Origin of the sequence: Legionella donaldsonii (assembly GCF_900452385.1) — a bacterium.
Taxonomy (GTDB): Bacteria; Pseudomonadota; Gammaproteobacteria; order Legionellales; family Legionellaceae; genus Tatlockia; species Tatlockia donaldsonii.
On the sequence record NZ_UGOA01000001.1, the window covers coordinates 2,681,553 to 2,702,960 of the forward strand.

Consider the following 21,408-nt stretch of genomic DNA (forward strand, 5'->3'; position numbering starts at 1 on the left):
AAAATTGATTCATTAGCCGTCTATGAAAACCTTCACTGTTACCATACCTGGATTTACCATTGCAGGTAAAGCCTGGGGAAATCCAGAGCTACCCCCTATGCTGGCTCTACATGGTTGGCTTGATAATGCCAATTCCTTTGATCTCGTAGCACCTTATCTGGAAAAACAATTTTATTTGATGGCTATTGATTTACCTGGCCACGGCCACTCCTCTCATCTACCCGCAGGCTGTTATTATCACTTCAGCGATGGGATTTTTACCTGTCTGCAAATTATTCATGCGTTAGGATTCAAGCATATTCATTTGTTAGGGCATTCCATGGGAGCCTGCCTGGCCAGCCTGATTGCCGGTGTTGCAGCAGAGCAAGTCCTTTCGTTAATTTTGATAGAAGGCCTGGGGCCTTTTTCCCAACCAGAACAAACTTGTCGCAAACAATTGGCACAATATATTCACCATCTTAAAGGAGAAAATAAAGAGGCAAAACCTTATCAATCGCTTGATTTAGCTGCCCAGGCACGCGCCAAACGAGGATACTTATCACTGGACTATGCGAAAATTATTTGTCAACGCGGTGTTGTTAAAAGAAAAGAGTCATTTTATTGGCGACATGACCGACGCTTATTAAATCCAACGCCTTTGTACATGACCGAAGGACAAATATTATCGTGTTTACAAGGTATTACTGCCAGAAGTCTTTTGATTTTAGCTGATAATGGCTTTGTCTTTAAAGATTTTGACATGCAAGAACGTATCAAAGCAGTTAAAAACCTACAGATAACTCAAATGCAAGGTGGCCACCATATTCATATGGAGCAACCAGACGCGATAGCACAGCGTCTGGTTGAGTTCTATAACATTAGGTAGAAGGGATTGGAGTTGGTTTGGGGTTCTCGCAAAGTTGATAATTAACAGCAACTTCGTCCAGCACTTTCTTTAACTCGCTTAGAGAATAACCTAAATCCTTCGCCGCTCGCAAAACACCACAGCCTCCTTCATCAAAAGTAGAATAAGGAGTCCAATAATCCATATTGGCTTTGATCATGACATCAAACGCTTTGCGTGTATTCCAACCGGCTTGATTAGCCATCAAATAGAATAAACGGTTAAATACGCCACTTGAATGATGGACATCCAGGCCCCCATAATACTCGTCAGCGGAATCAATGGAATGGCCATCACGACTCGGCTTATCCATATATCGTAAAACATCACGTCCACTGCTTTCCTTCACAATTTCTGCGCCAATTAACCAATTATTTTTTCCACTTGAATAATACTCAGCAGCTTGTGCGGCCATATCAGAAAATGCTTCATTCATCCCCCCTGACTGACCAAAATACTCTAATGCTGAATGTTGCTCAGTGAAGCCATGACTGATTTCATGACCACCAATACCTAATGAAACTAAAGGATACATAGTAGAATCGCCATCACCAAAGGTCATTTGTCTGCCATCCCAATAGGCATTTTCATAGCCTTCACCATAGTGAACACGCATCACTATTTGCATAGGGGCGCCATTCCGTTTGACTAAAACCTCAACACCATACCAATCATGATACATATGCTTAATAACATAGCCTGCATAGAGGGCATCATTAGTCGGTGAAAAGGCACCATTTTCTCTATCATATCCGTCCGCTTTATAACCAGTCCAGAATGTATTGGCGGCCGTATTGCCAGTCGTTTTGCAATTAAATTTCATTGGATCATTCGTAGAAAAATAATCATGCTCCATATCCACTACTTTTACATTTTCATTTTCCATATAACAGCGTTCTTTTTTGTTATCTCGGGTCATTTCAAGAAAGGGATAATTTTTACCAAAAACATACTCACCAACTTTAGTATTACCACCAAATCCAATTCCTTTCACTGGTGTACGAGCCACTGTTTTAATATCATTCCATTCCACAAAAGGTTTAGATGATTTCGCATCAACGATAGCTGTTGGTCTTTCTGGAATTTGATGATCATAGCGCACAAAAACACTCACTTTATATGCCCAATGCGCTTGATGTTTATCATCAATATAAATGATAGGAGTTATCTGCTCTTCACTCACATCTTTGTTTTGAAATTTGGCTTTAAACTGTTGTAATATTTTGCTGGAATTTTTTACCAAATCCTCTGGAGGATCGCCTAATTCACCCTGCAAGCCACGATAGACTGTGCCATTCATTTGCACATCTTTTTGTGTATTTAATAAGTTATTTATTGAACCATCACTATGCATAATGGCATAACCACCAAAGACCATGAAACCAGCATAGTACTGTTGCATACGAACATGGCTTATCTGATTTTTGTCTTTATGTTGCTTTACAAATTGTAAAACATCAGCAGCGTTGGAATTGACAGTCTTTCTATTCGGCAATGACAGATAAAACTGCTGTTGTAAATGCTGTAATGAAACCTGATCTAATGGGAGTGGCTCAGCCGCGTTAGCAGAAGAGACCAGGGTTAAAGCCAAGCAAGCAGCTACAGGGGATAAATGGGAATTTATACGCATTAATCTTTCTCCTTAAAGTATGCATGAGGACTCGTCCGGGAGTACTCATCTTTGCTAGCATTTTCCCTGCCAATTTTTAGAAATTAAGCAATTTAAATGCTCTAACAAGGATTGTTGGAATATCCCCGTCAAGTTGAATTTCGGATTTCAGATTAAGCATATTTTCCTGAGGTTGGCCTTAGCTAAAATCCGTTGGCAATATCTTACAGGGATTCATGCCAAACTAATATAGTTTTTTTATTTTTAAATTATTAACGTTTTTTGCCCCAACAAAATAAATACCATGGCCTCTGGGAAAATCATCTTTGTTACATAAATTATTACCGTTTCTTAGCCGATAGAAAAAACAAAATCCTGTTTTTTCTATCGGCCTCACGTTAAATAATGGTTTGCCTGCCAGCAATTTTGGGTAATAATTCCACACTTGCCCTTATGGCCAAAGGATGTATTAATTTACTATGAGCACTATTACTACTGATCTCCAACTTGCTGTCTCCTATCTGAAACAGGGCGAGATCGTTGCTATACCGACTGAAACAGTTTACGGGCTTGCAGGAAACGCTGAGAATGAAGAGGCGATTAGGAAAATCTATGCGATTAAAAATAGACCTCTTAATCACCCGCTTATTATGCATGTTGCAGAAAATTGGGATTTATCCAAGTGGGTCCAGTTTATCCCTGATTACGCCCAGATCTTAATTGAACAGTTCTGGCCAGGCCCTTTAACCCTGGTCATGAAAAGCAAACCAGGGCAAGTCAGTCCTTTAATAACGGGGGGACAAGATACGGTGGCCTTACGTTGTCCTAAACATCCGATTGCACAAGCGCTTTTAAAACAACTTGGAGCCCCGCTCGTAGCGCCCTCCGCGAACCCTTTCGGTAAAATTAGTCCCACAACAGCCGAGCATGTTCAGCATAGTTTTCACCAACAAGATTTACTTATTTTGGATGGAGGACGTTGTCAAATTGGAATTGAATCGACTATCGTGGCAGCCATTGATCCCCACGGTTATCAAATCCTGCGTCCTGGACTGATTGATGAACTGGAACTCAACGCCATTTTGCCAAGCAAGCAATTAAAAAGCGGCGACACGATTCGAGTGCCAGGGAAATTGGATAGCCACTACCAACCTGAAAAACCGCTCTATTGCTTTCCAGACTCTGCGAGCCTGCTTGCTTTCTGCCAGCAGAGCACCCTGCCTGTTTATGTGCTTGCCTTTGCTAACCTGCCGCAGCAGCCCCGTGAGCTGTTTTACCAGTTTCCAACCTCACCCGAAGAGACTGCCTTTGAGCTTTATTACCAACTCCGTTATGCGGATCAATCACCCGCCTCTTGTATTGCTATTGAACTCCCCCCTGAACAAGAGCGCTGGCACGGCATTAAAGAACGCATTTTAAAAGCTGGACAGAAACCGTCCTAGTCTACGCGCTGGTAACACACAGAATGCGCTCGCTGCTATTCGCTGTTTAATTATTGTTGGGTAATAAATAGATCAAAACCTGAGTAGGCATTACCTTGTCCCCTTTCTGACAAAAAACATCCGCTACCGTACCATTAAAAGGAGCCTGAATTTCAGTTTCCATTTTCATGGCTTCAAGTACTAATAAAGTCTGTCCTTTAGTCACTTTGTCTCCCACTGTAACATTGACGCTGACAATGTTACCTGGCATGGCAACAGTAATATCACCTGGCCCGGAAGGACGTTTAGCAGCGGGCGCTAAATTCGTTTCTTCTGTCTCTTCAAGGCTAATGAGGACTTCTTCTGGCACACCATCAACCCATAAAAAACAAGCTTGCTGGCCTTGCTCGCGGGTTCCGTAGCCCGCAATCTTTATATGGTAGTTTTCACCGTGCAAGGCAATATCGAACTCCGATAATCGATCACTTGGTGCTGGAGATCTGCTGATTATCAAAGGTTCGGGTTGCAAAGTATTGGCTTTTCGTTGCTCTAAAAATTGCTTCCCAATTTCAGGAAACATTGCATACGAAAGAACATCTTCATCATTTTTGGCGAACTCACCACTTGCTTCCCGTAGACGCTTCAATTCTTTCGGTAACAAATCGGCAGGCCTGACTTCAATTACCTCGGTATGCCCGATAGCTTTCTTACGTAAACTTGCGTTGATTTTACCCGGTGCAGCACCGTATTTCCCTTGACAATACAATTTCACTTCATTGGTTATCGTTTTGTAACGAATACCAGTCAACACATTCAAAACAGCCTGCGTGCCCACTATCTGCGAAGTAGGTGTCACTAACGGGGGGTACCCCAGATCTTTACGTACTCGCGGAATTTCTTCATGCACTGCATTGATCTTGTCCAAGGCGTGTTGCTCTTTCAGCTGACTATAGAGATTTGAAATCATTCCCCCTGGTACTTGATAAAGTTGTACGCGTGGATCAATATCACGGGCCTCACTTTCAAATTGCTGGTATTTTTTGCGTATATCTTGAAAATAATCAGCAATTTCAAGCAATAAATTCAAATCAAGCCCTGTATCGAATTCGCTGCCAGCCAATGCAGCAACCAAAGGCTCCGTTGCGGGATGCGAAGCGCCTCCGGAGAAAGATGAAATGGCGGTATCAATATGCTGACAACCCGCTAATACTGCCTGGAAGTGACAGATACCTGCCAACCCAGAAGTAGCATGGGTATGTAAATGGATAGGTAATTGGGTTGCGTCGGCTAAGGCTTGGTATAAGGTAATTGTTGCGGTTGGCGTAAGCAGACCCGCCATATCTTTAATAGCAATACTGTCACAACCAATATCAGCAAAAGCCTTACCAATCGTTACGAAACTTTCCAGATTATGTACCGGGCTAGTCGTATAACAGATAGCCCCTTGTGCATGCTTTTTTTGAGCCTTAATGCTTTCTACCGCTACTCTTACATTACGTACGTCATTTAAAGCATCGAAAACACGGAAAACATCCACACCATTTTTAGCAGCCAAGCGTACAAACGTCTGTACAACATCATCGGCATAGTGCCGGTAGCCCAACAAATTCTGCCCGCGCAAAAGCATGGATAACTGAGTATTGGGTAAAGCCTGGCGCAAAGACTTAAGGCGCAGCCAGGGATCTTCTTTTAAAAAGCGTAAACAGGCATCGAATGTAGCGCCGCCCCAAACTTCCATAGCCCAAAAACCAACCTGATCCATCTTATAGCAGATTGGCAACATATCTTCGGTGCGCATACGTGTTGCAATTAAACATTGATGCGCATCACGCAGCGTGACATCGGTGATATGTGTAACCATGGCTTGTTCAATCCCTTGCTTGATAGACCACTTCCCCAATTCTACCATGCTGGGAAATTGCTGCGTCGACCGTGTTCGAATCCTCATGTACTGGCATGTACAGGCCGATTCTGCGTTTGGCGTCCCCTCGCACGTTCCCACTACAGCAAATTTGGAAAGCGATCTAATACTGAATAATTTAAGAAAGATAACATAATTGACTACACAACGATATTAGACTATGCATTCAAAAATGAAACTGCAAAATGGAAGGCATCATGCCGATATCGTGCCGATATCATCGAATATATGGACATTATCATAAAGTTCAGGCAGAATCGCTTCAATTTTTTGAAATCAACTCATAATGAAGAAAATACTCGTTTTGCATGGGCCAAATCTGAACCGCCTGGGAGTACGCGAGCCTTCTATCTATGGCACAACGACTCTGGCAAAACTCGATGCTTTGCTCAATAAGCAGGCAGCCGAGGCTGGCATTCAGTTAACCAGTAAACAAAGTAACTCTGAAGCCGAGTTGATTGACATGATTCATCAGGCCGCCGATAACAAAGTTGATTACCTTATTATCAATCCAGCAGCCTTCACACACACGAGTATCGCAATTCGTGATGCATTGATAGGCGCAGCAATTCCATTTGTAGAAGTCCATATTAGCAATATTTATGCGCGCGAAACATTTCGTCACCATTCTTATTTTTCTGATATTGCCCAAGGGGTTATCAGTGGGCTTGGAGTTGGGGGTTATTGCCTGGCTCTTCAAGCAATTATAGAAAAATTCAATTAATAGAGAGTTATTATCGATGGATATTCGTAAAATCAAAAAATTGATCGAATTGCTGGATGAAACCGGCATTTCAGAAATTGAAATCAAGGAAGGCGAGGAATCAGTACGTCTGAGCCGTCATAGTTACGCCATGGAAGCACCCGTACAACAACGTTATATAGCACCGCCTTTACAACAAGCGGCCCCCCCTACTGCCGCGCCCCACGCACCGAATAACAGCGAACCTAAAGTTGAAACCACGGTTTCAGGGCACAAAGTTCGCTCGCCCATGGTGGGGACCATTTATACCGCACCATCCCCTGATGCTGCCCCCTTCGTTACAGTCGGCCAAACAGTAAAAACCGGTGATACCTTATGTATTGTTGAGGCAATGAAAATGTTTAACGAAATTGAAGCGGATCGAACCGGTATAGTGACTGCCATCCTTGTGAAAAATGGTGAGCCAGTCGAATATGACCAACCCTTGTTTACCATAGAGTAAGGGGTAAATGGATGCTCAGTAAAATTGTTATCGCTAATCGTGGCGAAATTGCTCTTCGTATTTTGCGTGCTTGTAAGGAACTTGGTATTCAAACGGTTGCCGTTCATTCAGACGTTGATAAAGATTTATTGCATGTGCGACTTGCGGATGAGACCGTTTGTATTGGTCCTGCTCCCTCAAAAGAAAGTTACTTGAATATCCCGCGCATTATATCTGCCGCGGAAATTACTGATGCTGTTGCCATTCATCCCGGTTACGGTTTTTTGGCAGAAAATGCTGATTTTGCTGACATTGTTGAACAAAGTGGCTTTCGTTTTATCGGTCCACGCGGGGATACAATTCGCTTAATGGGTGATAAAGTCTCTGCCATTGCTGCGATGAAAAAGGCTGGGGTTCCCTGTGTACCCGGTTCTGATGGCCCTCTATTAGACGATGATGCTCGCAACTTACAATTAGGTCGTGATATTGGCTACCCAGTGATCATTAAAGCAGCAGGCGGCGGCGGTGGTCGTGGTATGCGCGTTGTACACAGCGAAGCCAATCTTCTCAATGCAATTGCCTTAACTCGCAGTGAAGCAAAAGCTGCATTTAACAATGCAACGGTCTACATGGAGAAATTCCTGGAAAATCCTCGCCATGTTGAATTCCAGGTGTTAGGGGACGGCCAAGGTAATGCGATCCACTTGGGAGAACGTGATTGTTCAATGCAACGCCGTCACCAAAAAGTGATTGAAGAAGCGCCAGCACCTGGAATTACCCCTGCCTTACGTCAGGAAATTGGCGAACGCGTTGTCAATGCTTGCCGTGAATTAAAATATCGCGGAGCCGGTACCTTTGAATTCTTGTATCAGGACGGGTGTTTTTATTTTATTGAAATGAATACACGTATCCAGGTTGAACATCCAGTAACCGAAATGATTACGGGTATTGATCTGATCAAAGAACAAATAAAAATTGCCAGTGATATCCCTTTTACCCTCACACAAGAAGATATCAAGCTACAGGGCCATGCCGTTGAATGCCGTATTAACGCTGAAGATGCAAAAACATTCATGCCTTCACCAGGTACCATAAGACTTTTACATCAACCAGGCGGCCCCGGCATTCGCTTTGATTCTCATGTCTACAGTAGCTATACTGTGCCGCCGAATTATGATTCCATGATAGGTAAGTTGATTAGCTACGGTAAAACGCGGGAAGAAGCTTTCGCCAGAATGCGGAATGCACTGGATGAAATTATCATTGATGGTATTAAGACCAACATTGAGTTACACCATCGTATTTTGCGCGATAAAGCCTTCATACAAGGGGGTACCAATATCCACTATCTGGAAAAAATGTTGAAGGAATAAGCTTGTGTGGTATCAACTACAGATTGAACAATGCCATCGTAATGAGGTGGAATTACTGAGTGAGGCGCTGGAAGAAACCGGCGCTTTATCTATCACCTTGACAGATAAAAATGACGACCCTGTACTGGAGCCAGAACCTGGAACCACTCCACTGTGGCCAGATGTGGTGATTAATGCGCTTTATAGCGATGAACAAGACGCTGAACAAGCAAAACAGCTACTCGCACCTCAACATGCCCATTTGCATTTCAGCATTCAACACCTCGCTGATCAAGACTGGGAACGTGCCTGGATGGATGATTTTAAACCCCAGCGTTTTGGCGAAAGGTTATGGATTTGTCCTTCTTGGCTTGAGCCGCCAGAGCCTCAAGCCGTTAATTTGATTCTGGATCCTGGCCTGGCCTTCGGTACCGGAACTCATCCAACAACGTCTTTGTGCCTAACCTGGCTTGAACAAGCTGATTTAAGCAATAAAAAAGTGATTGATTATGGTTGTGGTTCAGGAATCCTTGCTCTTGCTGCCTTAAAACTTGGTGCAGCAAATGTGCAGGCAGTTGATATTGATGAGCAAGCGTTACAGGCAACCCGGAATAATGCGCTTACCAATACGATAGAACCGCAACAATTGCAGATTGGATTTCCACAAAGTCTGGAAGCACCAGCCGATTTGCTGATCGCCAATATCCTGCTGGCACCCCTTATGAGTTTGGGAAATACCTTTAAGGAATTACTTAGCCCTCATGGCCTCCTGGTCGTTTCGGGAATTTTAGAGGAGCAAGCCAGTTCATTAATCGAAACTTATCAGGCTGATTTTACCCATTTATTAACGCATAACCTGGATGGCTGGTCTTTATTAGCCTTTGCACGTCGATAGAGGCAGTTAATATTTCTTACTATCTTGATGCTGGTTACTCAAGCTAGCGAAAATCACTGCCTTCTAAGGCCAACCTGTAATTTTAACGTATAATGCCTTCTTATCTTATAGAGCAGAGCCTACTATGACCAACTCTCAAATGATTTCTTTTACTCCCAAACGAGCTTTATTAAGTGTTTCTGACAAACGTGGACTAGTTAAGCTTGCCAAAGTCTTACACGAACAGGGAGTCGAGCTTGTTGCTACCGGAAATACAGCTGCCCTGCTTACCGAGCACCACTTACCGGTTACGGAAGTCAGTGCATGCACAACCTTTCCAGAAATGCTTGATGGCCGAGTTAAAACCTTGCATCCAGCGATTCATGCAGGACTGCTGGCCCGAGATAGTCAAGATGATCACATTCTAAATGAACATGGTATCCAGCGCTTTGATCTGCTGATTGTTAATTTATATCCCTTTGAACAAGTCATTAGTAATCATGATTGCGATTTTCAAAAAGCGATTGAAAATATAGACATCGGCGGTCCAGCCATGATTCGCTCAGCAGCCAAAAATCACGCCCATGTTTTTGTTGTAGTAACACCCGACGACTATGAATTGCTGGCAGAATGCGTCCAAGCAAAGCAAGTTTCGGCCAATTTGGGATTCAGCCTGGCGAAAAAAGCCTTCGCCCATACGGCAGCCTATGATGCAGCAATTGCCAATTATCTTGGTACTCTGAATGATGAAAAACATCCCAGTGGTTTTCCCGCTGTCTTAACTTGTCAATTTAATAAACAATATGAATTACGTTACGGAGAAAATCCCCACCAACAAGCAGTCTTTTATATGGATAAAAACCCGCCAGCTGGATCACTAGCCACCGCACAGTTAATCCAGGGTAAACAATTATCCTATAATAATTTGCTTGACGCAGATGCCGCTTTTGATTGTGTTAAATCATTTCCGCCTGAAACCAATACCTGTGTCATTGTCAAACATGGTAATCCTTGTGGCATTGCGATAGGTAACACGCCTCTTCTTGCTTATTTACGCGCTCAAGAGGCTGATCCGGTATCCGCTTATGGTGGTATTTTGGCTTTCAATCAGTTGTTAGATGAGGCAACTGTGCAAGTTATTCTTGAAAAACAGTTTCTTGAGGTACTCATCGCTCCAGCAATCACTGAGGCAGCAAAGCGGATATTGGCCACGAAGCCCGCTATCCGCGTACTCATAACAGGGATCTGGGAACATAACCATGAATTTAAGCTAGATATGCGTCGAGTCGATGGTGGTTTATTAGTCCAGGAACACGATGATTTTGCAGTAAACAGCGATGAATTTATAACCGTCACCCGGAAAAAGCCTTCCGAGCAACAAAAGCAGGACTTACTCTTTGCCTGGTTAGCAGTAAAACATGTCAAATCAAATGCAATTGTATTTGCCAAAAATAACGCCACCATTGGAATTGGAGCCGGCCAAACCAGCCGTGTAATGAGTACGCGTATCGCTTTATGGCAGGCAGAACAAGCCGGTTTTTCTACTCTGGATTCAGTCATGGCATCTGATGCATTTATCCCCTTTGCTGACAGCATTGAAATAGCTGCCCAGGCAGGAATATCTGCCCTCATTCAACCAGGTGGATCAATACGGGATAAAGAAATGATTGCTACGGCCGATGAAGCTGGAATTATCATGGTATTTACAGGATACAGGCATTTTAAACATTAGACGTCTTCAGAGGCAAAACCGCTTTTCCGGCAAAGATGTTTTATATCCACCTGAAGAACCGTATCGATACCAATACGTTTTCCTTCCTGCATATTCAACATCGTTGCCTTGTCTTTATCGGCGCAAATAAAAAAACCGCAGCCATTTGTCCCGTCATATCGTCTAGATTGGCCGGAGGAGATGAGTAAATGGAGATCCAAATTTTCCAATCGGGCAGCAAGATGCTGGGCAGCAAAATCGTGATCAGTACCAATCTCTAAGCCAAAGGTAACATTTTCAATAGTAAACACAGGAGAAAACAAGCGATCTGACCATAAATCCAGGGTTTCTAATAAAAGATTTTCACCAGGTAGCGGCGTTTTACCAAAAAAAGCAACGTCAGGAATAGCAAGAGCGCCTGATCCATCCTCAAGACAAGGGAGCACCTCCAAACGCTGACAATGTACCGAAGATAATGCGTTAAGGAATTCACTCTCAGACGTTAATTCTTTCACCGTACTGTGTTGTTGTTCATTTTTATTGACAGTCAATAGATACCCTCCCCTTTTTATCAGTCTTAAACATTTGCCACTATAAAATACAGGAGCAATGTTTTGCATATACACTGACGGGATAAAATGATCTGAATGGGCTCGGAAATAGCTTTTCTCATCAGCAGCCAGTTTATCCACCGAAAGATAAATGCTACCTGGAATTAAAATAATCTGGGGGTATAGTGCACTGAGGGCCACCATTTCTCGCGCAAAATAATCCAGGGCAAGTGATTGAGGCAGGCATCCATGAGTTAGCAACCCACACCCACTTTTCCAGAAATCCCCAGGGCCTATAACCAGTGCGAGATGATCAGATACGGTGGAAGGTTGAACGGCTTCCATAGTCTGTTTGATGATCTCTGCCGCTTGAGTCAAGAGGGCCAGGGCTTGCGATTTTAAGTCTAATGTCCTATTAATAACGGGTTCAAATCCTTTTGGTAAAAAGTAAACCCTTAGTTCCATACACAGCTCTACAGCAAACCACTATATAAATTATAGGCAAATAATAACCACTTTGTTTTTTTTATAACAAATTGATTTCAAAGAATTATTAAGAAATTGCCCTGCCGCTATAGGGATGTCATGCCTAGAGACTGTTTACATTTCGCTGGAAACAGTCCCCAGGCAAAGCATCAGTATCTGTCATGGTTCAGTGCTTTGTAGATATCCATAAATGTTGAAACTGAGCTAATATTGATAGGAATATGTAATCGACGGGCAATATCACTGGCAGAAAAAATACCTCGAATATGATGGAGTGTATTATCGATTACCAGAAAATGTTGGCTTCCTTCGTTTTTTAGCGTTTCTACAATATCTTTGACTTTTGCTCTTTGTACATCATTAAAATCAATCGCTTTCAATTGACTCCGAGGTGTCATCACTTCATTCACATAGATATCACGGCGCGGGGTGTGGTGATGAACACGCGACATGACTTTTTCGCCAATTAAATCACTATAGGCAAGCGTACCTATAAATTCTCCATCCTCCAAAACCAATTTCAATTTAACATGCGTCTTTTTCATTAAATCTTCGGCGGTAACCACATCAAGTGACTGATCAATGACTAAGGGTTCTGTCTTTTTAAAATCAGTAAAGATATCCAATGCTGGAGAATCCAGCGTTATTTCAAAAATCTCATCAGGAGTGATCAAGTGGTCAATCTTACTAACATCACAGGTTTTTAAAATCATGGCTATTCCTTGTACTTCAAAGAGAAATAAATACAACTGTCAGCCTTAAATATAAAAAAGCTATCAAGGGTAGAATAATTTTTTTAGTAAAAAAAATCTATAAATTCAGTCAGATCGGCAATGACTTCTTTTATCTTTGTCAAATCACCCGATTTGACAATATACCCATTAGGGTATATAAGAACTAATAAAATGGAGAGCTGCCATGTCAAATTATCCCTCACACGAAAAACAAATTTCACGTATCAATCGCGTTATTGGTCAACTGGAAGGCATTAAGCGCATGATTGAAGATAAACGCTATTGCGTAGACATTATGTCCCAGTTACGTGCTGCACGGAACGCTATTAAAACGATTGAGTTGGGCGTGCTTGAAACCCATATAGGCCATTGTGTGACTGAAGCCTGTTGTAGCGGTAATGACGCCAATAAGGAAGAACGGATTCGTGAGATTATTAATCTGTTGCAAAAATATGAATAGGTGAACCGATGAACCCCAAACACCACCATCAAGAACAGGACAACATCACAACAGAACAAAAGAGTTGCTGCCATCATCACCAGCATCCTAGTCCTGCCCCCCAGCAACCGACTCAAAGCAAGGGGCCAACTATTTATACCTGTCCCATGCACGCAGAAATCCGTCAGGAAAATCCAGGTACCTGCCCTATTTGTGGTATGGCGTTAGAGCCTGAAACCGTGTCTGCAGCCGAAGAGCATAACCCGGAATATGAGGCTATGAATCGCCGATTCTGGATAGCTTTAGTGCTTAGCCTGCCAGTATTCATACTGGCTATGAGTGAGCATGTACTCAATCAATGGCTACCAACCCATCTCTCAATTTGGATCCAAATGATTCTGGCTACACCGATTGTAGCAGGCTGTGGCTGGCCGTTCTTTCAACGGGGCTGGCAGTCCCTTCAAACCGGTCATTTGAATATGTTTACCTTGATTGCTATAGGTACTGGTGTAGCCTGGGGCTATAGTGTGATAGCCACCCTATTTCCTGGTATTTTTCCCTCTTCTTTCCGCAATGAAGAAGGATTGGTTGCCGTGTATTTTGAAGCAGCTGCCGTTATTACCACATTGGTTTTACTTGGCCAGGTATTGGAATTAAAAGCACGGGCCCAAACCGGCGGAGCCATTCGCGCTTTATTACAATTATCTCCCACCACAGCACATCGCCTTGACGAAAATGAACAAGAAACGGAGATAGATCTTGGCCATATTCAGGCAGGCGATTTATTGCGCGTACGCCCAGGGGAGAAAATACCGGTCGACGGTGAAATCGTCAACGGCAAGAGTTATATCGATGAATCGATGATTACGGGTGAGGCAATGCCCGTAGCAAAAGCAAAAGGTTCCCGGGTTATTGGTGCTACCTTGAATCAGACAGGCAGCTTTACCATGAAAGCAACTCATGTTGGCCACGACACCATGCTGGCTCGAATCGTCCAAATGGTTAGTGATGCACAACGCAGCCGAGCCCCTATCCAACGCCTTGCTGATGCTGTCGCTGGCTGGTTTGTCCCCCTGGTTATTTTCATTGCTATTATTGCTGCAATTTGCTGGGCAATGTGGGGGCCTCAACCTGCTTTCAGTTACGCTCTCATTGCTGCTGTTTCCGTACTCATTATTGCTTGCCCTTGTGCCTTAGGACTAGCCACCCCCATGTCGATTATGGTTGGCATTGGTAAAGGCGCCAGTCAGGGTGTACTTATTAAAAATGCTGAAGCATTGGAACAGATGGAAAAAGTAGACACTTTAATTGTTGACAAGACCGGTACACTCACTGAAGGTCGTCCAAAATTAACCCAAATCGTTACCCTCCCTGACTGGTCAAAGGATGAACTATTAGCTTTAGCAGCAGCGCTTGAAAATAATAGTGAACACCCTCTTGGATATGCCATTGTCAGCGCTGCGAAAGAAAAAAATCTGTCTTTTTCACCAGTCACTGATTTTGAAGCAGTGATTGGTAAAGGGGTTCGGGGATTAGTCAATGGACGCCCTATTGCGATTGGTAATTTGAAATTAATGCCAGCCTCGGAAAATACCAATCAGTCCCTCTTTGATCAGGCCGAGGCTCTACGCAGCGAAGGCGCTTCGGTGATGTTCATGGCAGTGGAGCATCAAATTGCTGCCATTCTGGCAGTGACAGATCCCATTAAATCAACAACGCCTGCTGCAATTAGTACTCTTCAGCAAGAAGGGATTGAAGTGGTCATGCTAACGGGTGACAGCCAAAAAACCGCAGAAGCCGTCGCTGCCAAACTGGGTATTACGCAGGTTGTGGCTGAAATTATGCCTGAAGATAAAGGCCGAATTGTAGCCCAATGGCAACAGAAAAATAGAGTCGTTGCTATGGCGGGTGATGGGGTAAATGATGCCCCGGCACTGGCAAAAGCTGATATTGGTATTGCGATGGGTACTGGTACGGATGTGGCGATAGAAAGTGCCGGCGTTACTTTGCTATACGGCGATTTACAAGGCATCGTGAAGGCACGCCTTTTATCCAAAGCAACGATGCGCAATATACGCCAAAATCTGTTTTTTGCTTTTATTTACAATGCGCTGGGTGTTCCAGTGGCAGCAGGGATTTTATATCCCGTCATGGGTCTGCTCTTAAATCCCATGATTGCGGCAGCAGCCATGTCGCTTAGTTCGGTCTCAGTCATTATTAACGCGCTGCGTTTGCGATGGGAAACATTATGAAAATAATCCATGCTCGCCAAGATAACGAACAGAAAGAATTTAGTGCACGTATTTGGGTATTACCACTCAGAAATGGTATTATTTTGTTCAGCTATTATGACTGATGACAACCACAGCATAACAGGGCTGTCTTGCAAGGAACGCTCGATAGTATTGATTGAAATAACACCGCTTTATCTTGACGATAACGATCGGTCTATTTGGAGCGTTAAAAGTGAACATTTTTATTCATAAGATCTTCAATAAGTCTTTCATGTCGATTCTGGCACTCATAAGTTTTACTTACCCCTTATTTGCCGCTGCTAATCATCAACATAGCACGATGGACCATACAAAACATTCACACGCAGCCAAACAGAATGGTCCCTCTACTGTGAAGCTCACTGTACAAAAAATCCTGACGAAGGGAGGACAACAGGTTGTTACTATTAAATTAACTGATATTCAAACGAATCAACCGATTAATCTGAATGATTTAAATGAGGTGCACACAAAAAAAATACATTTATTGATTATCGATGATAGCTTAAGTGATTATACCCATACCCACCCACAAGCAACCAAGAAAGCTGGCGTTTATCAATTTACATGGCAGCCCACAAAAAAAAATGCCACTTATCGCATTTGGGCGGATCTGGTACCAACAAAAACTAACCGGCAAGAATATGTAATTAGCAATTTGCTTGGCGCCCCTCAAAATACGCCAAGAAGCGCTCACCAACTTGCCAAGGAAAACACCCTCGATGGTTACACGTTCAAATTATCCTTTGATCAAAAGCAATTGAAAGCAGGAAAGCCAGCCCTGGGCACAATTCATATCACGGACACCAAAGGCAATCCTGTCCGCTCCCTGGAGTCCGTCATGGGGGCTTATGCACACATTGTAGGTTTTAATGACGACTTTAAAACAATCGTTCACATCCATCCAATGGGTGCCGAACCACAGAAAAGCTCCGATCGTGGCGGACCTGAATTACAATTTCATCTTGTTCCTGAAAAAGCCGGTTTTACCAAACTCTATGCCCAGGTAAAAATTAACGGTAAAGAATTATTCGTTCCCTTTGGTATTAAGATTGATAACTCCTGATTTTTTAGGATCGCGAGTACTTAGGGTATTCAACAGCTAACGGTCTATGCCACTATTGTCATGAGTGAATACCCTCTTCCCATCTAATCCGGCTGAAAGGGTGTATAATAACTCTCTTCTTCGTTCTTGACAGGAGAAACCATAACCTGTTGAAGCCAATTTTCTGGATCTATTCCTGCCTGGGCAACCATTGACATCAACTGAGCCAGTTCTCTTTTTAGCATTTGTTGTTCACTACTGAGAGCCTGACAAGTCGCTTCCAATGCTTCATTTTCCTTCTTAATTTCTACTATCTCGATTTCTAGCTCATGAAGATGATCTTTCTTACGAACTCGCGACTTGCGGGCAGATAAGAGATTAGACAAACGCCTGAGCTCTTGTTTCTCCTCGACAGAAAGAGACCCTTTTCTTTCTTTTAAATTTTCAACTTGTTGTTCATAGAGCGCATATTTTTCCCCCTCTCTGCTCGTTTTATCCGTTTTTTCTGGTAAGGGGAAGAAGGCATAAGGACCTACTAAACGACGGTGCGGATTAGAGCGCATTACTCGATCATTTGCTGAAGTAATCGAGGGCTGTTGTGAAGAAGAGTCGGTTTCAAATTTGAAAAAGCTGTTATTTATAAACAGTGGCTCGTTTACTTGAAATCCAATGGATCCCTGCGCTAAGACTTCTTCCTCTTCTTCCTTGATTTGAGCAGCAGGTAATACAAGCTCTGGCAAATAGAGTTCTGCATACTCTGCTGAAACAACAGGGGCTAATAACCGTTGTTGCTCACGATAATTCCTGGAATAATCTTCCCATACTTTCATTGAAATTTCTGGCGTAGAAGAAGGGTTTTTCAATGCGCCTATCAGGAATTCTAAAAGAGAGCTTTGGAGGCTGGTAAGTGCAATCAAGTCATCCTTACTGGGGAAATCATGAGGATGTAGATCAAGAAACATAGTTAAGAAATGTTGTGTCGCCTGTTGCGTCTGGTAAAACTCAAGCATTTATTTCCCCTGTAATTAGCTCAAACTCAAACGAATCAGTCTAACAGGGGAAAGATTAAGGAATTCTTAACAATTCCTTAACCTTTAAAGGCCAAGCCGCCATCCAGTTTGTTATCCATATCGGGCTCTTTGGGCTTTTCCTGGATGTCATGGAGGTCCTTTTTGATTTGCCTGCATTTTTCTGTCGAATCAACTTTTTCTACTTTAACGGGACCGATTGCTTTGACTGCCTCATCCCGAATATCGCTAACGGCAGATTTAATGAGATTGCCAAGAGGTTTTAAACCAAAGCTGTTTTTTATAGCAAAACCAATTCCCTCAAACGCATAGGAAACCGCTGAAGCAAGCCCCTTGAGAGGGTTCCAACCCACTTTTCCTATCACATCATTGCAACGTCTACCAAAATCTTGCAACGCTGTCCCTACAGCCGATAAAACCCCACCACCCAGATGGCCTAAACTAAAAGTAAAATCAACTGTTTCCTTAAGCAAACTAAGCCCGGCGTGAATAAACTCCGCCATGACTATTCGTGGCACGGATGTTTCTTTCACTTGAAAATGGCGATCATGTTTCGCTAATAACCCACGTAACATGAGGGGTAACTGGCTAACACTTGCTGCTTCCGTCAAATGTTTATAATGTTCTTCAACCTTATTTAAAACTTTATCGTATTTATCTTGCGGTGAGCCAGGTTCATTTTCAATGATGTTTCTCACTTCATCACGTAACGCTTGCGCTTTACCAGCCTGGCTTCTTTGTGAAAAAGCAAGTAACTCCGATTTTTCTCGCTCATATTTAAAAGTAAGTCGATAAACCTCTTTTTCAAGAGCTGCCAACTTAGCAACATCAGGATCAAGATTTTTCGCACCCTCTGGCAACATGCCAGGGAACATTTGTCTCACCGTAGAACAAGGTTCTGTACAATGCACACCACCAGGCTTACCGACCGTTGGCTCTTGACGCTCATCCAAGCCAACTCCACGCGCACTCAAACGTGCAAAAAGCGCTGGATCCTCGTCTCTTAATTGCTTTAATTCCCTAACCACGTCCCCTGGCTTGGAAGCACTGTCATCAGGAAAATGGGGATCTTTCTGATTCTGCTCAAATAAATAATTAAATACCTTCGGGTAAGAGACTTTAAATAACTCCCGCTCGAGTTGGTTAACAAAAAAATCAGAATTTTTTACATAGAAATCAAGATGATTATTTAAACTTCTAACATCTCGCGGTACTGGTATCCCATCGACCAATTTAACTACTTTACCCGACTTTAAATAAGCCTCACGCTCTTGATGATGCTGATTAAATAGCTTCAACATCTCTTTACTTTGCGTTTCGGGAGGGAATTGCGAGATATCAGAATAAGGATTCTCTGCTTTCTTGGGATCGCTGGTGACCATTTGAGGCATTTTTCCCTCTTTAAAGGTCGTACCATGTTGAGTTAAAAATTGATAAAGAGAATGCCACATTATTTTAGCACCACTCTCCATGGTGTCTTTTTTTATCTTGGTCGTATCAGAATGGTTACCATACATAGGCAACATAGATACCTTGGTATTGGGTGAAGCAATAATGGCCCGTGTCATATCTTGCGGTTTGAAGTCCCGGCGCATTTCATCCGTTTGTAATACGGCTACATAGTTCTTCACATTATCCGGAATGACCCTTCTATTCATCACCCCTTTGTCGCTCATCCCGGCAACTGGATCCATAGCAAAAATATTGATACTTAAATTCTGTAATCGTTCCAACACTTTAGCCTCGTCAGGACTTAACGAATCTTTGCGTCCTGCCAATTCCAATTCCCTTTGCTTCAGCCGATTAGCGATCTCAATACAGGTGACAGAACCACGACTAAAACCGGTTAAATTGAGAGTATTGTCCACACTCTCTTGTTGAAGTAACCACGCTTCAACCTCTTCTGTTGATTGTATTGCATTGGGTGTGACTTCTTTACCCAGCATTCCCGGACCATTTCGTACAAATTTCTCGCCTGTACAAGCCTCAGAAAATTGAGAAATGATGTTCTTTTTCTTCATGGTACTTTTTTCACCAGTACCAAAACAAAACCCAGTAAATGTAGCCATAATGAGGAATCAGTAGGTGACTTAAGATTAGTATAGATGACAAATAATTAAGCAATTATTAGCAAAGACAAGAAAAATGATTAATTTTGTTATTTCACAACAGCGGATTATTTTGCAGAAGCGCGTATCAGGAGTGCGGAAAAGCACTCCTGGCAGGTAAAAACATTAGTCATCCAATAACCCAAGTGCCTTCACCGTATCACGTTCTTGACGTAGTTCATCCAGTGTTGCATCGAATTTGGCTTGACTATAATCATTAAAGGACAAGCCTTCCACCACACGAATTTCCCCGTGTTCACGGCGGCAAGGGAATGAGAAGATCAAACCTTCATCCACCCCATATTCCCCTTCGGAGCTACGGCAAACCGAGAAAGATTCATTGGCTACCGTATCATTCACCAAATGGTTAACCCCTTGAATAATCGCGTTTGCAGCCGAGGCAGCCGAAGACAATCCACGTGCTTTAAGAATTGCTGCACCACGTTGCTGAACGGTACTCACAAAGGTATCTTTTAGCCACGCCTCATCTTTAATCACTGTCGGTACAGGCAACCCATTAATTTTCGCGTTATAAAAATCAGGGTACTGAGTTGAAGAATGGTTACCCCAAATCGTCATTTGACTGACTTTAGTAATATCAACCCCGGCTTTCTGGGCAAGCTGGGTGCGCGCGCGTAACTCATCCAGGGTGGTCATTGCGTAAAATCTATCATTCGGTATATCCCTCGCATGATGCATGGCAATCAGGCAATTGGTATTACAAGGGTTACCAACAACAAAGACACGCACATCATCAGCAGCATAATCGTTAATAGCCTGGCCTTGTTTAGTAAAAATGCCGCCATTAATTTGTAATAAATCAGAGCGCTCCATTCCTTGCTTACGTGGCACAGAACCAACCAGTAAAGCCCAGTTAACGCTTTGCATAGCCTCATTGAGATCAGACGTACAGACAATACGCTTCAACAAAGGAAAAGCGCAATCATCCAACTCCATTGCGACGCCTTCCAGCGCTGGCAAAGCCTGTTCTAGTTCGAGTAAATGTAATTCCACATCAGTGTGGGGACCAAACATTTGACCGGAGGCAATTCGAAACAGCAAAGCATAACCGATTTGCCCCGCAGCCCCGGTTACAGCAACTCTAACGCGATTGTTCATGATTTTTTTCCTCGTTTAACCATTGTTTTACTAATAAAAGCGCCGCAATGCTACGCGCTTCAGAAAAATCCGGCCGCGCCAACAATTCTTTCCAGGCGCTTAAGGGCCATTCCACAACCACTGGCGGTTCAGGTTCGTCCCCAGGTAAAGGAGCCGTGTATAATTCACGTGCCACAACCAGCTCAAGACGAGCCCCAAAATAGCCTGGCGCTAATGTCATGGATTTGAGCCAGTCCAACTGCCTTGCTCCCATACCTACTTCTTCACGCAATTCGCGATTCGCCGCATCAAGGGAAGACTCCCCTTTTTCAATTAACCCTTTAGGAAAGGCTAATTCATAAGAATCAGTACCTGCAGCATATTCCTGCACTAACAGCAAGGATTCTCCTGGCGTAATGGGCACCACCAAGACCGCTCCATGGCCATGACTACGTATACGTTCATACACCCGTTTTGCACCGTTAGCAAAACGAAGATGCATTTGCTCGATAGTAAACAGTGATGACTTGGCAATCACTGTTTTCTGTGTGCAGACTGGTTTTTCCCGCATTCTCACCTATTACCTTTCGCACGCTATCCCAGAGTTAATTGTGTAAATTCACTGTAAGAATCAAAAGCTCAGGATTTTGTGGTAAAATTTCCGTCATGATACTATTGCCTTTCTCAACAA

Annotated in this window: 18 protein-coding genes; 10 read left to right on the plus strand and 8 right to left on the minus strand. The window is 43.1% G+C overall.

Annotated features, from left to right (window positions below; translation table 11 throughout):
• Nucleotides 1-22: 22 nt before the first annotated feature.
• Complete coding sequence (locus DYC89_RS12145; protein WP_115222022.1) at nt 23-865, plus strand: alpha/beta fold hydrolase; 843 nt, start codon at nt 23-25, stop codon at nt 863-865.
• On the opposite strand, the gene proA is transcribed toward DYC89_RS12145, so the two are convergent.
• Nucleotides 858-2,513, minus strand: coding sequence for a zinc metalloprotease ProA (proA, locus tag DYC89_RS12150; RefSeq protein ID WP_115222023.1), 1,656 nt, complete (start codon nt 2,511-2,513; stop codon nt 858-860). The two genes, DYC89_RS12145 and proA, sit on opposite strands and share 8 nt — an antisense overlap.
• 458 nt (nt 2,514-2,971) lie before the next feature.
• Here proA and DYC89_RS12155 point away from each other — a divergent pair, with 458 nt between their 5' ends.
• A complete protein-coding gene (locus DYC89_RS12155) occupies nt 2,972-3,934 on the plus strand; it encodes an L-threonylcarbamoyladenylate synthase (RefSeq protein ID WP_115222024.1) in 963 nt (320 codons plus the stop codon).
• Nucleotides 3,935-3,980: 46 nt separating this feature from the next.
• Here the strand turns inward: DYC89_RS12155 and oadA are convergent, their stop codons facing one another.
• A complete protein-coding gene (oadA, locus tag DYC89_RS12160; protein ID WP_245953993.1) occupies nt 3,981-5,861 on the minus strand; it encodes a sodium-extruding oxaloacetate decarboxylase subunit alpha in 1,881 nt (626 codons plus the stop codon).
• 259 nt (nt 5,862-6,120) lie between these two features.
• Here oadA and aroQ point away from each other — a divergent pair, with 259 nt between their 5' ends.
• The 5 genes from aroQ to purH all read left to right on the plus strand — a co-directional run bounded on the left by aroQ (nt 6,121) and on the right by purH (nt 10,976).
• Nucleotides 6,121-6,558, plus strand: a complete 438-nt coding sequence (gene aroQ, locus DYC89_RS12165; protein ID WP_115222025.1) for a type II 3-dehydroquinate dehydratase — start codon at nt 6,121-6,123, stop codon at nt 6,556-6,558.
• A gap of 16 nt (nt 6,559-6,574) precedes the next feature.
• Complete coding sequence (gene accB / locus DYC89_RS12170) at nt 6,575-7,039, plus strand: acetyl-CoA carboxylase biotin carboxyl carrier protein (protein WP_115222026.1); 465 nt, start codon at nt 6,575-6,577, stop codon at nt 7,037-7,039.
• Between the two features lie 11 nt (nt 7,040-7,050).
• Nucleotides 7,051-8,391: an acetyl-CoA carboxylase biotin carboxylase subunit gene (gene accC, locus DYC89_RS12175; RefSeq protein WP_115222027.1), complete on the plus strand. Its 1,341-nt coding sequence runs from the start codon at nt 7,051-7,053 to the stop codon at nt 8,389-8,391.
• 4 nt (nt 8,392-8,395) lie between these two features.
• Nucleotides 8,396-9,265: a 50S ribosomal protein L11 methyltransferase gene (gene prmA / locus DYC89_RS12180; RefSeq protein WP_115222028.1), complete on the plus strand. Its 870-nt coding sequence runs from the start codon at nt 8,396-8,398 to the stop codon at nt 9,263-9,265.
• Between the two features lie 124 nt (nt 9,266-9,389).
• Complete coding sequence (gene purH, locus DYC89_RS12185) at nt 9,390-10,976, plus strand: bifunctional phosphoribosylaminoimidazolecarboxamide formyltransferase/IMP cyclohydrolase (protein ID WP_115222029.1); 1,587 nt, start codon at nt 9,390-9,392, stop codon at nt 10,974-10,976.
• Here purH and DYC89_RS12190 read toward each other — a convergent pair.
• Nucleotides 10,973-11,971, minus strand: a complete 999-nt coding sequence (locus tag DYC89_RS12190) for a hypothetical protein (RefSeq protein ID WP_115222030.1) — start codon at nt 11,969-11,971, stop codon at nt 10,973-10,975. The two genes, purH and DYC89_RS12190, sit on opposite strands and share 4 nt — an antisense overlap.
• A gap of 170 nt (nt 11,972-12,141) precedes the next feature.
• Nucleotides 12,142-12,705, minus strand: coding sequence for a CBS domain-containing protein (locus DYC89_RS12195; protein WP_115222031.1), 564 nt, complete (start codon nt 12,703-12,705; stop codon nt 12,142-12,144).
• A 205-nt stretch (nt 12,706-12,910) separates the two neighbouring features.
• Here DYC89_RS12195 and DYC89_RS12200 point away from each other — a divergent pair, with 205 nt between their 5' ends.
• The 3 genes from DYC89_RS12200 to DYC89_RS12210 all read left to right on the plus strand — a co-directional run bounded on the left by DYC89_RS12200 (nt 12,911) and on the right by DYC89_RS12210 (nt 16,504).
• Nucleotides 12,911-13,186, plus strand: a complete 276-nt coding sequence (locus DYC89_RS12200) for a metal-sensitive transcriptional regulator (RefSeq protein WP_115222032.1) — start codon at nt 12,911-12,913, stop codon at nt 13,184-13,186.
• 8 nt (nt 13,187-13,194) lie between these two features.
• The gene (locus DYC89_RS12205; RefSeq protein WP_115222033.1) at nt 13,195-15,417 is read left to right on the plus strand and encodes a copper-transporting P-type ATPase; all 2,223 of its coding nucleotides are present in this window, start codon (nt 13,195-13,197) and stop codon (nt 15,415-15,417) included.
• Between the two features lie 214 nt (nt 15,418-15,631).
• Nucleotides 15,632-16,504, plus strand: a complete 873-nt coding sequence (locus DYC89_RS12210; RefSeq protein ID WP_245953994.1) for a hypothetical protein — start codon at nt 15,632-15,634, stop codon at nt 16,502-16,504.
• Nucleotides 16,505-16,587: 83 nt separating this feature from the next.
• Here the strand turns inward: DYC89_RS12210 and DYC89_RS12215 are convergent, their stop codons facing one another.
• The 4 genes from DYC89_RS12215 to nudE form a co-directional block, all read right to left on the minus strand.
• The gene (locus DYC89_RS12215) at nt 16,588-17,493 is read right to left on the minus strand and encodes a bZIP transcription factor (RefSeq protein ID WP_115222035.1); all 906 of its coding nucleotides are present in this window, start codon (nt 17,491-17,493) and stop codon (nt 16,588-16,590) included.
• A gap of 77 nt (nt 17,494-17,570) precedes the next feature.
• Complete coding sequence (locus DYC89_RS12220; protein ID WP_115222036.1) at nt 17,571-19,580, minus strand: DUF5621 domain-containing protein; 2,010 nt, start codon at nt 19,578-19,580, stop codon at nt 17,571-17,573.
• 165 nt (nt 19,581-19,745) lie between these two features.
• Nucleotides 19,746-20,738: a malate dehydrogenase gene (locus DYC89_RS12225; protein WP_220271776.1), complete on the minus strand. Its 993-nt coding sequence runs from the start codon at nt 20,736-20,738 to the stop codon at nt 19,746-19,748.
• On the minus strand, nt 20,722-21,288 hold the full coding sequence (gene nudE, locus DYC89_RS12230; protein ID WP_115222038.1) for an ADP compounds hydrolase NudE: 567 nt from the start codon (nt 21,286-21,288) through the stop codon (nt 20,722-20,724). Before nudE ends, DYC89_RS12225 begins: the two co-directional genes overlap by 17 nt.
• Between the last annotated feature and the right edge of the window lie 120 nt (nt 21,289-21,408).